Genomic DNA, 13,815 nt, shown 5'->3' with positions numbered 1-13,815 from the left:
ATGGGTCAGCGCGCCCGCGGGTGCGCCGAGGTGTACACGTCGCGCAGAGTGTCCGCCGTCACCAGCGTGTAGATCTGCGTCGTGGCGACCGAGGAGTGTCCCAGGAGCTCCTGCACGACCCGGACATCCGCTCCCCCGGCCAGCAGGTGCGTGGCGAAGGAGTGCCGCAGCGTGTGCGGCGAGATCTCGATGCCGAGCTTCGCCCGTTCCGCTGCCGCACGGATGATCAGCCAGACGTTCTGCCGGCCCAGCCGCGCGCCGCGCATCCCGAGGAACAGCGCGGGAGTCGAGCGCCCGCGGGCCGACAGCACCGGCCGGGCGCGCACCAGGTACGCCGACACAGCCTCCCGCGCATAGCTGCCCAGCGGGACCAGCCGCTGCTTGCCGCCCTTGCCGGTGAGCCGGACAACCTCCACGTCGATCACGTCGTCGACGTTCAGTCCGACCGCCTCGCTGACCCGGGCTCCCGTCGCGTACATCAGCTCCAGCAGCGCCTTGTCCCGCAGCGCCGCCACCTCGTCGCCGTCCGTCGCGGCGAGCAGCGCGGCCACCTGATCGACCGTGATGGCCTTCGGCAGGCGGCTGGGCAGCTTGGGCGGGCGCAGGTCGCGGGCGGCATCCACCTCCACGCGGCCCTCCTCGAGCAGGAAGCGGTGGAACCCGCGCACGGTGGACAGCATCCGGGCGAGGGAGGATGCGGTCAGCGGCGACTCCTCACGCGTTCCGAGGTTCACCGCGAAAGCCGAGAGGGTGACCGGCGTCACCGAGCGGAGGTCGCCGATCCCCTGCTCCGCCAGCCAGGCACCGTAGACGGCCAGGTCGCGCCGGTACGCAGCCACCGTGTTCGCCGAGAGTCCGCGCTCGATGGCCACGTGCCGGAGGAACGCATCCACGTCGGCGGCCACACCGGCGGCACCGGTCATCGGGACAGCTTGGGGTGGCTCGGCCACGGCTCGTCGGCCGCTCCGAGCGTGCTCCAGCCCTGGTCGCGCGCCGCCCGGGCCGCCAGCAGCGCGATGATCAGCGGCGCGTTGTGGACGCGGCGCTGCAGCACAGCATCCACTGCCTCGTCGAGAGGGACCCACCGCACCTCGATGTCCGCCTCCTCGGCCTCGCGGGCGAAGGCGGACCCGGTGGAGCGGATGCCGCGCGCCAGGTAGATGCGGATGGCCTCGTCGTTTCCGCCGGGGCTCGTGAAGACGTCGGCGAGGACGTTCCACTGCTCCGCCTCGAGGTCCGCTTCCTCGCTCAGTTCGCGCTGGGCCGCGAGGAGCGGCCGCTCGCCGTGCTGGTCCAGAAGCCCCGCCGGGATCTCCCAGTCGCGATGGCGGACGGGGTGACGGTACTGCCGGATGAGCAGCACCCGGCCGTCGTCGTCCAGTGCCAGGACGGCCACAGCGCCGGTGTGATCGACGTACTCGCGGGTGATCTCGTCGCCGTTGTAGCGGAAGACCTCACGGCGCACGTCCCAGATCTTGCCGTGGAACGCCGTCTCGGACGAGACGACCTCCGGCCGGAACGGCTGGTCGTTCAGCTGGGTGGTCGTCTGCTCGTCGGTCATCAGGCTTCCGTGGCCATCTCGGCGTCCGCCTCGGCCACCTCGAACAGCAGGCTGGCCTTCTGCCGCTCGAGCGCCGCCCCGACGAGGCCGGCGAACAGGGGATGCGCGCGGTTCGGGCGCGACCGGAGCTCGGGATGCGCCTGGGTGCCGACGTAGAACGGGTGCACATCGCGCGGCAGCTCCACATACTCCACCAGGTGGCCGTCGGGCGAAGTGCCGGAGAACCACAGGCCGGCGTCCGCGATCTGCTCGCGGAAGTTGTTGTTGACCTCGTAGCGGTGGCGGTGCCGCTCGGACGCCTCGGCGGCGCCGTACAGCTCGGAGACGAGGGAGCCGTCGGCGAGCGTGGCCGGGTAGAGGCCGAGGCGCATGGTGCCGCCCAGGTCGCCGCCGGCGATGATGTCGACCTGCTCGGCCATCGTGGCGATCACCGGGAACTCGGTCTCCGGGTCGAACTCGGACGAGGACGCTCCGGCGAGACCGGCCTCGTTTCGGGCGTACTCGATGACCATGCACTGCAGCCCCAGGCACAGGCCGAGCACCGGGATGCCGTTCTCGCGAGCGAAGCGCAGCGCGCCGACCTTGCCCTCGATGCCCCGGACGCCGAACCCGCCGGGCACGCAGACGCCGTCGACCTCGCTCAGCTGCGACGCGGCGCCCTCGGGCGTCTGGCAGGCGTCGGAGGGGATCCACTTCAGCGTCACCTTCGTGCGGTGCGCGAATCCACCGGCGCGAAGCGCCTCCGTGACCGAGAGGTAGGCGTCCGGCAGGTCGATGTACTTGCCGACCAGGCCGATGGTGACCTCGTGCTTCGGGTCGTGCACAGCCTCCAGCAGCCGGGCCCAGCCGTCCCACTCGACGTCGCCGGCCTCATCCAGCCCCAGCTGGTCGATGATGTACGCGTCGAGGCCCTGGTCGTGCAGCATGGTCGGGATGTCGTAGATGCTCGGAACGTCGATCGCGTTCACGACGGCCTGCTCGTCCACGTCGCACATCAGCGCGATCTTGCGCTTGTTGCTGTCCGACACGGGGCGGTCGCTGCGGAGCACCAGCGCATCCGGCTGGATGCCGATGGAGCGGAGGGCCGCGACCGAGTGCTGCGTGGGCTTGGTCTTCTGCTCGCCCGAGGCGTTCATGAAGGGGACGAGCGACACGTGCACGAAGAAGCAGTTCTTGCGCCCCAGCTCGTGCCGCACCTGCCGGGCGGACTCGATGAACGGCTGCGACTCGATGTCGCCGACGGTACCGCCGATCTCGGTGATGATGACGTCGGGAGCGGGCTCCCCGTCCGCACCCGGCTGCGCCTGGAGCCGCATCCGCCGCTTGATCTCGTCGGTGATGTGCGGAATGACCTGCACGGTGTCGCCGAGGTACTCGCCGCGGCGCTCCTTGGCGATGACGTTCGAGTAGATCTGCCCGGTGGTGACGTTGGCCGACTGGCCCAGGTTGATGTCGAGGAAGCGCTCGTAGTGCCCGATGTCGAGGTCGGTCTCGGCGCCGTCGTCGGTGACGAAGACCTCGCCGTGCTGGAACGGGTTCATCGTCCCCGGGTCCACGTTGAGATACGGGTCGAGCTTCTGCATGACGACGCGGAGTCCGCGGGCCGTCAGAAGATTGCCGAGAGAGGCGGCCGTCAGGCCCTTCCCCAACGAAGAAACGACACCACCTGTCACGAAAATGTGCTTGGTAATGCCGTTCGATGAGCCCGCGTCTGAATTATCCACCACGGGCTTGCAGCTTATCACCTGTGCGGGACCCGCCCGCTCAGCGGGATACGTCGTGCCCGTCGTGGCCCGGTCGCCCCGCCCCGCCCGCCCCGCCCGCCCCGCCCCGATTCGTCACGAATGTGCACTTACCGGCGGCAGAAGCGGTCATTCGTCACGAATGTGTACTTACCGGCGGCAGAAGCGGTCATTCGTCACGAATGTGTACTTAACGGCGGCAGAAGCGGTCATTCGTCACGAATGTGCACTCAGCGGCGACACAAGCGGTCATTCGTCACGAATGTGTACTTACCGGCGGCAGAAGCGCGCATTCGTCACGAATGTGAGCTCACCGGCGAGCGGCGGAAGCCAGCTCGACGAGCTCGCGCGCGTGCGCCAGGCCGCTCTCGGAGTCCGGGAGGCCGGAGAGCAGGCGCGCCATCTCGGCGATGCGCTCGTCGCCGTCGAGGCGGCGGACACTGGAGGCGGTGACCGCGCCGTCGCTGCCCTTCACGACCGTCAGATGGTTGTTGGCGAAGGCGGCCACCTGCGCGAGGTGGGTGACCACGATGACCTGCGCCGACTCGGCGAGGCGCGCCAGCCGGCGACCGATCTCGGTCGCTGACGCTCCGCCCACGCCGGCATCGACCTCGTCGAAGATGAACGTCGGGACCGGATCGGTGCCCGCGATGACGACCTCGATCGCGAGCATGACCCGCGAGAGCTCGCCGCCCGAGGCACCCTTGGCGAGCGGCCGGGGCTCGGTTCCGGGATGCGGCTGGAGCAGGATGGCGACCTGGTCGCGCCCGCTCGCGCCGTACGCCGCCAGGTCGGGCGGATGCGAATCGGCAGCCGGCGCACCAGCCGCCCGAGCACCGGCGACCGGTCGATCGCCGCCGTCGCGCTGCGTCACCTCCACCACGATGCGCGCGTCGGGCATCGCGAGGGCCGCCAGCTCTGCGGTGACCGCCTCGGACAGCCTCCCGGCGGCGGCGGTGCGCGCGGCGCTGAGCCCTGCGGCCAGTTCCACCACCAGTGCCGCGTCGGACTCGACCTCGCGCGCCAGCTCGCCGATGCGGTCGGCGTCGCCATCGAGCTCCAGGAGGCGCAGGCTGCCCGTCTCGAGGGTGCCGATGACATCCTCGAGCGTGGGACCGTACTTGCGGGTGAGGCCGGCCAGTTCTGCGCGCCGCTCCTGCACGACCTCCAGCTCGCGGGCGCCCTCGGTGTCCAGAGCGGCCAGGTAGGTCGACAGCTGCGCGGCGATGTCGGAGATCAGGTAGTTGGCCTCGGCAACCGCATCCGCCATCGGCTGCAGGGCGGCGTCGTGGGGCGAGACGCGCTCGAGCTGCCGCCGTGCGTTGTCGAGGAGTGCGAGCGCGTCCGCTCCTTCCGACTCCTCGGCGCTGAGCAGTTCGCGTGCCGCGGCTGCAGCGAGTCGCAGGTCTTCGAGATTGGTGAGCCGCTCGGCGCGGTCGGCGAGCTCGTCGTCCTCGCCGGGCTGCGGCGCGACGGCCTCGATCTCGGCCATCGCGACCCGCAGGTCGTCCGCCTCCCGGGCGCGGCGGTCCTGGTCGCTGACCAGCTCGTCCAGCTCGGCCCGGTTGTCGCGCCACCGGTAGTAGACCTGCTCGTACGCGCGGAGCGCCTCGGCGAACTCGGGGCCCGCGAACCGGTCGAGCGCTGCACGCTGGGCGAGCGCGGATCGCAGCCGGAGCTGGTCGGACTGCCCGTGCACCACAACGAGCTGCTCACCGAGCTCCGTCAGCACGGCGACGGGTGCGCTGCGCCCGCCGACCACCGCCCTCGACCGGCCCTCCGCCGACACTGAGCGGCTGAGAACGAGCTCCGCCTCCTCCCTGTCGATCGCATCCACATCGCCGCCGGCGTCGCGCACGCGCGCCACCACCTCGCCGGCGGACGGTACGCGCCAGCGGCCCTCCACCCAGGCCTGTGCGCTGCCGAGCCGGACAGCTCCGGTGTCGGCGCGCTCGCCGAGCAGCAGGCCGAGCGCCGACACCACCATGGTCTTGCCCGCGCCGGTCTCGCCGGTGATCGCAGTGAATCCGGGACCCAGTGGGAGGGATGCGTCCGCGATGACGCCCAGGTCTTTGATCGAGATCTCCTCGATGCCTCCACGCACATCAGTCACGGCCGGCCGGCCCCCTCCACCCCGTGACGGGGAGGTCGAACTTGTGCACGAGCCGATCGGTGAAGGGACCGGGATGCAGGCGTGCCAGCCGCACGGGGATGGGCGAGCGCCGGACGACGACTCGTGCGCCCGGCGGGAGGTCGAACGGACGGCGCCCGTCGCACCAGAGGACGCCGGCGCCGCCGGTGCGGTCGAGCAGCTCGACCGCGAGCGACGAGTCGGCGTCGACGACGAGGGGACGCGCGAAGAGCGCGTGCGCGCTCAGCGGAACGAGGAGGAGGGCGGCGACGCCCGGCCAGACGACCGGTCCCCCGGCCGAGAAGGAGTACGCCGTCGACCCGGTGGGTGTCGACATCACGACGCCGTCGCAGCCGAAGCTCGACATCGGCCGGCCGTCGACTTCGATGACGACCTCGAGCATCCGCTCCCGGCTCGCCTTCTCGACCGTGGCCTCGTTGAGCGCCCAGCTCTCGTACACGACCTCGCGCCCGACCTTGACCCGGGCGGACAGTGTCATCCGCTCCTCGACCTCGTAGTCCTTGGCCAGCCCCCGGGCGACCGCGGTCTCGAGGTCGTCCCGCTCGCTTTCGGCGAGGAAGCCCACATGGCCGAGGTTCACGCCGAGAAGGGGAGCCGAACATCCACGCACCAGCTCGGCGGCGCGCAGGATGGTGCCGTCGCCTCCCAGCACGATCACGAGCTCGAGCTCGCTCGACGCCACATCGTCGCCGAGCACGGCCACCCTCTCGAGCGAGGGATCCGCGGCCAGGAGGTCTCTGCGCTCGTCGGCGCTCAGCACCGGGACGACGCCCGCGGCGAGCAGTTGCCGGGACACCCGCACGCCCGCCTCGAGGGAGTCTTCACGACCGGTGTGCGCGACGACGAGGATGTACCGCGTCGCTGCACCCATCGGTGTCACGTTCCCTCCTGTCGAAAGCCGTCCTCCCATTCTGTCGGTTTTCCGACGGGGGGCCACGTCACGCGGCCGGTTTGTGGAGAACGTTCACCTAGCGCGAAAGGCGGACGACCTCTTCGCTCAAGCCGGACGGGTCGGGCGCGCCGGCCCGGAGCCAGGCCAGGAACTCCCGGTTGCCGTGGCCTCCCGCGATGGGCGACGCGACCAGCCCGGCCGTTCCCAGACCCGCGTCATGAGCCGCCCAGAGCACATCGGAGACGGCGTCGGCACGCAGCCCCGCATCCCGGACCACGCCCTCCCGGATGCCCTGCCTGCCCACCTCGAACTGCGGCTTGATCAGGAGGACGAAGTCCGCGCCCCCGGTCGCCGTCGCCACGAGAGCGGGCAGCACCTGGGTCAGCGAGATGAAGGAGAGGTCGGCGACGACGAGGTCCGGGCGGACATCGCTCCCGGTGAGCTCGCCGAGCGCTTGCGCCGTGAGGGAACGGACGTTCACGCCCTCGTACGACTCCAGCCGCTCCTCCCCCGCCAGCGCGGGCGAGAGCTGGCCGTGCCCGACATCGACCGCGATGACCCGGGCCGCCCCGCGCTCCAGCAGCACCTGGCTGAAGCCACCCGTGGATGCTCCCGCATCCAGTGCGACCCGGCCCGCCGGATCGACGCCGAAGGCATCGAGCGCCGCGATCAGCTTATGCGCGCCGCGGCTCACGTAGTGGTCGGCGCCGGCGATCCGCAGCTCCTGCCCGTCGCCGACCTTCGCGGACGCGCGCAGCGCCGGCCGGCCGTCGACCGTCACGAGGCCCTCGGCGATCAGCGCAGCCGCATGCGACCGGGACCGGGCCAGGCCGCGCTCGGCGAGCGCCACATCCAGCCGGCGGTCAGCTCCGGCCATGCTCGTCGTCGCCCTCCAGCGTGCGTCGCAGCTGTTCGTGGAGGTGCGCGTACGCGTCGGCGCGCGCCTCCAGCGGCTGCTCCTCGATCACGTCGAGACGGGCGACGAGACCGTCCTCTCCTGCCGGAGCCGGGCCTGGGGCCGAGGGCGCTGCCGCGGACTGTCCCCGTGTGGCCGGGTCTGTCGGCGCGGGCTGCTGTTCATCGGACATGGGTCAACGGTACGACAGGGCTGCGACGGTCCGCCGGTGTGCGAGCACCGTCCGCCCTCGTGTCGGCGCCTCCATCACGGGGACGGCACGACGAAGACACCGGCGAGCGTCTTCTTGCCGCGCCGCAGCACGACCATGTCGCCGGGAAGGATCGCCGAGCCGATGAGCTGGTCCGCGTCCTCCACCTTCGCGTTGTTGACGTACACGCCGCCCTGCGCCACAGCACGCCGGGCCTCGCCGAGGCTCGCGGTCAGCCCGGTGTCGGCGAGTGCCTGGGCGACCGTCGCCGAGGGTTCGGTGGTGGTGGTGTTCGGCAGCTCGCGGAGCGCGGCCTCGAGGGTGGTGGGGTCGAGGTCGGTCAGCTCCCCCTGGCCGAACAGGGCTTGGGAGGCTGCGATCGCCGCTTCGGTCGCGGCCACTCCGTGCACGAGCGACGTCACGTCGTACGCGAGGCGGCGCTGAGCCTCCCGCTTGAACGGCTCCTCGGCGACCTTGCGTTCCAGCTCCTCGATCTCTGCTCGGGTGAGGAACGTGAAGACCTTGAGCCGGCTGATCACATCGGCGTCGTCGGTGTTGAGCCAGAACTGGTACAGCGCGTACGGCGTGGTGAGCTCCGCGTCGAGCCAGATCGCGTTGCCCTCGCTCTTGCCGAACTTGGTGCCGTCGCTGTTGGTGATCAGCGGAGTCCCGATGGCATGGACGTGGACCCCCTCGACCTTGCGGATCAGCTCCGTCCCGCTGGTGAGGTTGCCCCACTGGTCACTGCCGCCGGACTGCAGGACGCAGCCGTACTGGCGGTAGAGCTCGAGGAAGTCCATCCCCTGCAGGATCTGGTAGCTGAACTCGGTGTACGAGATGCCCTCGTCGGAGTTGAGTCGCGCGGCGACCGCATCCTTCTTGAGCATGGTGCCGATGCGGAAGTGCTTGCCGATCTCGCGGAGGAAGTCGATCGCCGAGAGGGGGGCGGTCCAGTCGAGGTTGTTGACCAGTCGCACGGCGTTCTCGCCCTCATCGCTGAGGAAGCGGGTGACCTGCACCTGAAGCGCCTGGACCCACTCGGCGACCGTCTCCTTGGTGTTGAGGGTGCGCTCGGCGGTCGGCCGCGGGTCGCCGATGAGGCCGGTGGACCCCCCCACCAGCCCCAGGGGCTTGTGGCCGGCCAGCTGGAGGCGGCGCATGGTGAGCAGCTGGACGAGGTTGCCGAGGTGGAGGCTCGATGCCGTCGGGTCGAAGCCGCAGTAGTACGTGATCGGGTCGCCGGCCAGGAGCTCCTTGAGGGCGGTCTCGTCCGTGGACACGTGGATGAGACCGCGCCACTTCAGCTCGTCCCAGACGTCGTCGAAGGACGCGTCGTTGGTCTGCGCCGCGAGGCGGCCTCCGGCGGTGGTCTCCGCGGAGGGGCGCTGGTCGCGGAAAGGGGCGATTTCGGACACCTGCTCAGGCTATCAGCGGGGCGTCGGCACCCAGGTCCGCGCTGCTGTCGTCCGGAGCTCCGGGCGGGAGGAGCGCAGCGGTGTATCGGGTCCGTAGCCCTGATCTCCTGGAGGTCAGGGCTGTAGACCTGATCCCATAGAGATCAGGGCTCTAGACCTGATACGATGTAGATCAGGCCCACAGACCTGATGACAACCGAATCAGGGGCTGAGACCTGATGAAGGGAGGCCGTGTGTTCGTCGTGACAGCCGACCAGGTGGACAGCACGCAACGCGCCGACATCGTGGGACGCACCCTGGAGAGCATCGGAGAGCGGTTCGGCGACCGCCTCGCCCTGCCGCCGGACCGGAACGCCGGCGACGAGATCCAGGCGCTCACGCCGGACGCCGCAACGACGCTCGACCTCGTCCTCAGCCTCACCCGGGAGCGCGCATGGAGCGTCGGCCTCGGGATGGGCGGTGTCCGGACGCCGCTGCCGGGCAACACCCGGGAGGCGACGGGCGACGCGTTCGTCGCGGCACGCACGGCGGTCACCCGGGCCAAACGCACGCCGGCCCGGTTCGCCGTGGACGGCGTCGCAGATCCGGAGTCCGCCGCTGACGTGGAAGCCGTCCTGACCCTGCTGCTCACCCTCCGCGAGAGTCGCACTCCGGCCGGCTGGGAGCTGTACGACCTGGTGGCCTCGGGCCTCACCCAGGCGGATGCGGCCGCGCGCCTCGGGATCTCGCCGCAGTCCGCCAGCGATCGCGGCCGGGCGGCCGGCCTCCGTGTCGAGCTCGCTGCGCTTCCAGCCCTGACTAGGCTGTTGGCACGCGCCGACGCCGCACAGGCCGAGGCGGACACCCCAACCCGATGACCGTCGAGGAGGACGCATGACCAGCTGGCCGCCCACACCGGTGCTGGTGACGCAGATCGTCCCGCATGCTCTCTGGGCACTCGCCCTGCTCCTGCTCCTGGCATCCCTCGGCTGCATCGTCGCGACCATGCGCACGCCGCGCCGGCCACTGGTGTACTGCGCTGCGGGGCTGCTGGCCGCGGCGTTCATCGCCCTCCTCCTTCCGGGCCAGCATGCGCCGCTCGCATTCCGGCTGCTCATCGGGATCGTCGCGCTCGCCCTGGCCGTGCTCGGCGGCGGACCGGCGGCTCAGCTCGTCCTGGCGCTGGCGACGCGGAGCACCACCGAGCTGAGTCCGCACGGCGGCATCCTGGTGCACGAGATGACGGCGCAGGGCGTGACGACGCGGGAGGTTCTGCGCGGAGGGATGACGATCGGCCTGCTGGAGCGGTTCGCCGCCGCCGGCACGATCATGGCGGGCTTTCCGGAGGGCCTCGCGGTGCTCATCGCCATCAAGGGCGTCGGGCGCTTCACCGAGCTGGAGGAGGCCGAGGCGCGCGAGCGCTTCATCATCGGCAGCCTGACGAGCATCATCTGGGCGTGCGCGTGCGCCGGCCTCTTCCGGATGGCCGCGGGCTGAGGCTGAGCGCGACATTCGTCACGAATGTCGCCCCCACCACTGTCCAACGCAACATTCGTCACGAATGTCGCCCTAACCACTGTCCAACCCGACATTCGTCACGAATGTCGCCCTCACGGCTGTCCAACGCAACATTCGTCACGAATGTCGCCCCCACCGCTGTCCAACGCGACATTCGTCACGAATGTCTGCCCGGGCGTCACGCGTGGGCGCGGGGATGCCGCTTGTAGGGCGACACTGTCGGGTCCCCCGGCAGCCAGTAGCGCCAGGGGAAGGCGAGACCTCCGCCCGCGCCGGACACGCCGGTGCGTGCACCGGTCGCGTACTCCAGCCGCTCACTCGGCAGCAGCAGCTCGAAGGGAGGACGGAACAGGTCCGCTCCGTCGTCCGCCAGGCTCATCCCGGCCGCCACGACGAGCCGCGCGGGACCCCGCGCGAGGTCGCGAGGCGGGATGCTGCGGCCGCTCGCTCCGACCCGCCGCCGCTCCGCGAGGTCCTCCCCCTCGACCACCTCGGCCGCCCGCAGGAGCACCGCCGACGCCTCCCCCTCGGGCGAGCAGACGATGTTCGCGCAGACGTGCATCCCGTACGTGAAGTAGGTGTAGACGTGCCCGGGCGGGCCGTACATGACCGCGTTCCGCTTGGTCTTGCCGCGGAAGGCGTGCGACCCCGGGTCGATGCCGTCGCCGACGTACGCCTCCACTTCCGTGATGCGCAGCGCGACCGGCCCCTCCGGCGTCTCGTGGCGCAGCACGGCGCCCAGGAGCCGCGGGGCGACCTCCAGCGACGACGCCAGGAAGGCGGCGCGCTCGGGGCGGTGCAGCGTCACGTCAGAAGATCCGCCCGCCCACCGCCAGGGTGACGATCAGCCCGACGATGACGACCGCCACGGCGACCACCACGATGGCCGGGATGATCCACGGACGCTTCCTCTCCGGTTCGAACCGCGCCATCAGACCAGATCCCTTCGGGAGGAGCGCAGGGCCAGGGCGGCCTTGCGCACGTTGTCGGTGAGTGCCGCGAGCTGCTCGGCCACACGGACCGGAGCCGTCCCGCCGATCCCGTCCCGGCTGGCGACCGAGCCCTCGACCGAGAGCACCGAGCGCACCTCCGGGGTCAGCAGCGGGGAGATCGCGGCCAGCTGCTCGTCGTCGACCTCGTGCAGCTCCAGGCCGTTCTCCTCGGCGAAGCGGACGAGACTGCCGCTCAGCTCGTGGGCGGTCCGGAACGGCACATGCCGCTTGACGAGCCACTCCGCGACATCCGTCGCGAGCGAGAAGCCCTGCGGCGCCAGCTCCGCCATCCGATCGGTGTGGAACCGGAGGGTCGCGACCATCCCGGTGAACGCGGGGAGCACGGTCTCGAGCGTCCGCACCGAGTCGAAGACCGGCTCCTTGTCCTCCTGCAGGTCGCGGTTGTACGCGAGCGGGAGGCCCTTCAGCGTGGTCAGCAGGCCCGTGACGTTGCCGATCAGGCGCCCCGCCTTGCCGCGGGCCAGCTCCGCGATGTCGGGGTTCTTCTTCTGCGGCATGATCGACGACCCCGTCGAGTAGCCGTCGTCGAGGGTGACGAAGCCGAACTCCCGCGTGTTCCAGAGGATGATCTCCTCGGCGAACCGGGAGAGGTCGATGCCGATCTGCGCCGCGACGAACGCGAACTCGGCCACCACATCCCGGGAGGCGGTGCCGTCGATCGAGTTCTCCGAGCTGCGCGAGAAGCCGAGCTCGCGGGCCACGCCCAGCGGATCCAGCCCCAGAGTGGAGCCGGCGAGCGCGCCGGACCCGTACGGCGACACATCGGCGCGCGAATCCCAGTCGCGCAGGCGTTCCAGGTCGCGCACCAGCGGCCAGCAGTGCGCGAGAAGGTGGTGCGCCAGCAGCACCGGCTGCGCGTGCTGGAGGTGCGTGCGGCCCGGGAGGACGGCGAGGGGATGCGCGTCCGCCTGCGACGCGATCGCATCCACGAGGGCGATCACCTGCTCGGCGATGACGCCCGCGTGGTCGCGGAGGTACAGGCGGACGAGCGTGGCGATCTGGTCGTTGCGGCTGCGACCTGCCCGGAGCTTGCCACCGATCTCCGGCCCCGCCCGGTCGATGAGGCCGCGTTCGAGCGCGCCGTGCACATCCTCATCCGACTCCGCTGCGACGAAAGCGCCGGAGGCGACATCGCGGTCGAGCTCGTCGAGCGCGGCCAGCATCCCGTCGAGCTCCTCGGGGGTCAGATACCCGGCTGCGGCGAGCGCCCGGGCGTGGGCACGCGAGCCCGCGATGTCATAGGCGGCCAGCTCCCAGTCGAAGTGCGTCGACTTGCTGAGCGCGGCGAGCTCCGGCGATGGGCCGCCCGCGAACCGTGCGCCCCAGAGCGACCCTTCGCCGGTCTTGCCGCCGTCGTTCGCGTCGCTCATGCCACCGTCTCCTCGTTCTTCTCCAGCAGCCAGGCGAGCAGCGCCTTCTGCGCGTGCAGCCGGTTCTCCGCCTCGTCCCAGACCACCGATTGCGGCCCCTCCAGCACGTCGGCGCTGACCTCGTAGCCGCGGTACGCGGGGAGGCAGTGCAGGAAGATCGCGTCCGGGTCGGCGAGGCCCATCAGGCGGGAGTCGACGGTGTAGTCGCCGAAGACGGCGACACGCTGCGCCTTCTCGTCCTCCTTGCCCATCGAGACCCAGGTGTCGGTGACCATGACGTCGGCCCCCGCCGCGGCCTCCGCCGGATCGGTTAGGACGGCGACCGACCCTCCGGTGCGCGCCGCGATCGCCTGAGCGTCGGCGACCACGGCGGCAGCGGGTGCGTAGTCGGCGGGTGCCGCGATCCGCACGTGCATCCCGGCGGTGACGCCGCCCAGCAGGTAGGAGTGCGCCATGTTGTTCGCGCCGTCGCCGAAGTAGCTGAGGGTCAGGCCCTCGGTGCGGCCTTTGTGCTCCCGGATGGTCAGCAGGTCCGCCAGGATCTGGCACGGATGGAAGTCGTCGGACAGCGCGTTGACGACGGGAACACGCGTCCCCGCCGCCATCTCCTCCAGCCCGGACTGCGCGAACGTGCGCCAGACGATGGCCGCGACCATCCGCTCCAGCACCCGGGCCGTGTCCGCGAGGGACTCCTTGCCGCCCAGCTGGCTCTCCCCGCTCTGGATGATGAGCGGGCTGCCGCCGAGGTCGGCGATCCCGACGGCGAAGGAGACGCGCGTCCGCGTGGAGGTCTTGTCGAAGATGACGGCGACCGTCTGCGGGCCGGCCAGGGGCGTCGCCGAGAAGCGGTCGCGCTTCAGGTCGGCCGCGAGGGACAGGACTTCGGCCTGCTCGGCAGGCGAGAGGTCGTCGTCGCGGAGGAAGTGCCGGGTCATTCTGCCCGCCCTTTCGTGATGTCGGTCGTGGTCGGCATGGAGGTCGTCGTCGTCATGGAGGTCGTGGTCGGCAGGGAGGCCCTGGTCGGCATGGAGGTCACTGTCGGCAGGGCGGCGCTGGTCGGCATGGCG

15 protein-coding genes are annotated in these 13,815 nt (G+C 70.9%); 2 read left to right on the top strand and 13 right to left on the bottom strand.

All coding sequences use genetic code 11. From position 1 onward, the window contains the following. Positions 1 to 5: 5 nt before the first annotated feature. The 8 genes from xerD to tyrS form a co-directional block, all read right to left on the bottom strand. Positions 6 to 923, bottom strand: coding sequence for a site-specific tyrosine recombinase XerD (xerD, locus tag BM287_RS05800; protein ID WP_090036851.1), 918 nt, complete (start codon positions 921 to 923; stop codon positions 6 to 8). Then, entirely contained in the window at positions 920 to 1,561 is a 642-nt protein-coding gene (locus BM287_RS05795) for an NUDIX domain-containing protein (protein WP_090036850.1), read from the bottom strand. The genes xerD and BM287_RS05795 overlap by 4 nt, the downstream gene beginning before the upstream one ends. After that, positions 1,561 to 3,288, bottom strand: coding sequence for a CTP synthase (locus BM287_RS05790; protein WP_280140928.1), 1,728 nt, complete (start codon positions 3,286 to 3,288; stop codon positions 1,561 to 1,563). Before BM287_RS05790 ends, BM287_RS05795 begins: the two co-directional genes overlap by 1 nt. A gap of 325 nt (positions 3,289 to 3,613) precedes the next feature. Continuing rightward, on the bottom strand, positions 3,614 to 5,416 hold the full coding sequence (gene recN / locus BM287_RS05785; protein ID WP_090036848.1) for a DNA repair protein RecN: 1,803 nt from the start codon (positions 5,414 to 5,416) through the stop codon (positions 3,614 to 3,616). Next, the gene (locus tag BM287_RS05780) at positions 5,409 to 6,326 is read right to left on the bottom strand and encodes an NAD kinase (RefSeq protein WP_090036847.1); all 918 of its coding nucleotides are present in this window, start codon (positions 6,324 to 6,326) and stop codon (positions 5,409 to 5,411) included. Before BM287_RS05780 ends, recN begins: the two co-directional genes overlap by 8 nt. 97 nt (positions 6,327 to 6,423) lie before the next feature. Then, positions 6,424 to 7,224, bottom strand: a complete 801-nt coding sequence (locus tag BM287_RS05775; protein ID WP_090036845.1) for a TlyA family RNA methyltransferase — start codon at positions 7,222 to 7,224, stop codon at positions 6,424 to 6,426. Beyond that, positions 7,211 to 7,435 carry a hypothetical protein gene (locus BM287_RS17485; protein ID WP_139230622.1) on the bottom strand — a complete coding sequence of 75 codons (225 nt, stop codon included), beginning with the start codon at positions 7,433 to 7,435 and terminating at the stop codon, positions 7,211 to 7,213. The genes BM287_RS05775 and BM287_RS17485 overlap by 14 nt, the downstream gene beginning before the upstream one ends. Before the next feature lie 74 nt (positions 7,436 to 7,509). After that, a complete protein-coding gene (tyrS, locus tag BM287_RS05770) occupies positions 7,510 to 8,868 on the bottom strand; it encodes a tyrosine--tRNA ligase (protein ID WP_090036843.1) in 1,359 nt (452 codons plus the stop codon). A gap of 233 nt (positions 8,869 to 9,101) precedes the next feature. On the opposite strand from tyrS, the gene BM287_RS05765 reads away from it, so the two are divergent. Both BM287_RS05765 and BM287_RS05760 read left to right on the top strand, forming a co-directional pair. Continuing rightward, on the top strand, positions 9,102 to 9,725 hold the full coding sequence (locus BM287_RS05765; protein WP_090036923.1) for a DNA-binding protein: 624 nt from the start codon (positions 9,102 to 9,104) through the stop codon (positions 9,723 to 9,725). A gap of 16 nt (positions 9,726 to 9,741) precedes the next feature. Next, complete coding sequence (locus BM287_RS05760) at positions 9,742 to 10,344, top strand: hypothetical protein (protein WP_090036841.1); 603 nt, start codon at positions 9,742 to 9,744, stop codon at positions 10,342 to 10,344. Between the two features lie 199 nt (positions 10,345 to 10,543). Here the strand turns inward: BM287_RS05760 and BM287_RS05755 are convergent, their stop codons facing one another. From BM287_RS05755 to BM287_RS18195, 5 genes are read right to left on the bottom strand one after another with little or no spacing between them, the layout of a single operon-like run. Then, positions 10,544 to 11,173 (bottom strand): DNA-3-methyladenine glycosylase, encoded by a 630-nt coding sequence (locus BM287_RS05755; RefSeq protein ID WP_090036839.1) that lies wholly within the window; start codon positions 11,171 to 11,173, stop codon positions 10,544 to 10,546. Between the two features lies 1 nt (position 11,174). Next, complete coding sequence (locus BM287_RS18200) at positions 11,175 to 11,297, bottom strand: hypothetical protein (RefSeq protein WP_280140927.1); 123 nt, start codon at positions 11,295 to 11,297, stop codon at positions 11,175 to 11,177. Then, on the bottom strand, positions 11,297 to 12,748 hold the full coding sequence (argH, locus tag BM287_RS05750; protein WP_090036837.1) for an argininosuccinate lyase: 1,452 nt from the start codon (positions 12,746 to 12,748) through the stop codon (positions 11,297 to 11,299). Before argH ends, BM287_RS18200 begins: the two co-directional genes overlap by 1 nt. After that, entirely contained in the window at positions 12,745 to 13,683 is a 939-nt protein-coding gene (gene argF, locus BM287_RS05745; RefSeq protein ID WP_090036835.1) for an ornithine carbamoyltransferase, read from the bottom strand. The genes argH and argF overlap by 4 nt, the downstream gene beginning before the upstream one ends. Continuing rightward, on the bottom strand, positions 13,680 to 13,811 hold the full coding sequence (locus tag BM287_RS18195) for a hypothetical protein (RefSeq protein ID WP_280140926.1): 132 nt from the start codon (positions 13,809 to 13,811) through the stop codon (positions 13,680 to 13,682). Before BM287_RS18195 ends, argF begins: the two co-directional genes overlap by 4 nt. Between the last annotated feature and the right edge of the window lie 4 nt (positions 13,812 to 13,815).

Origin of the sequence: Leifsonia sp. CL147, from assembly GCF_900114565.1 — a bacterium.
Classification (GTDB): domain Bacteria; phylum Actinomycetota; class Actinomycetes; order Actinomycetales; family Microbacteriaceae; genus Leifsonia.
This window is presented reverse-complemented; position numbering and strand designations above follow the sequence as displayed.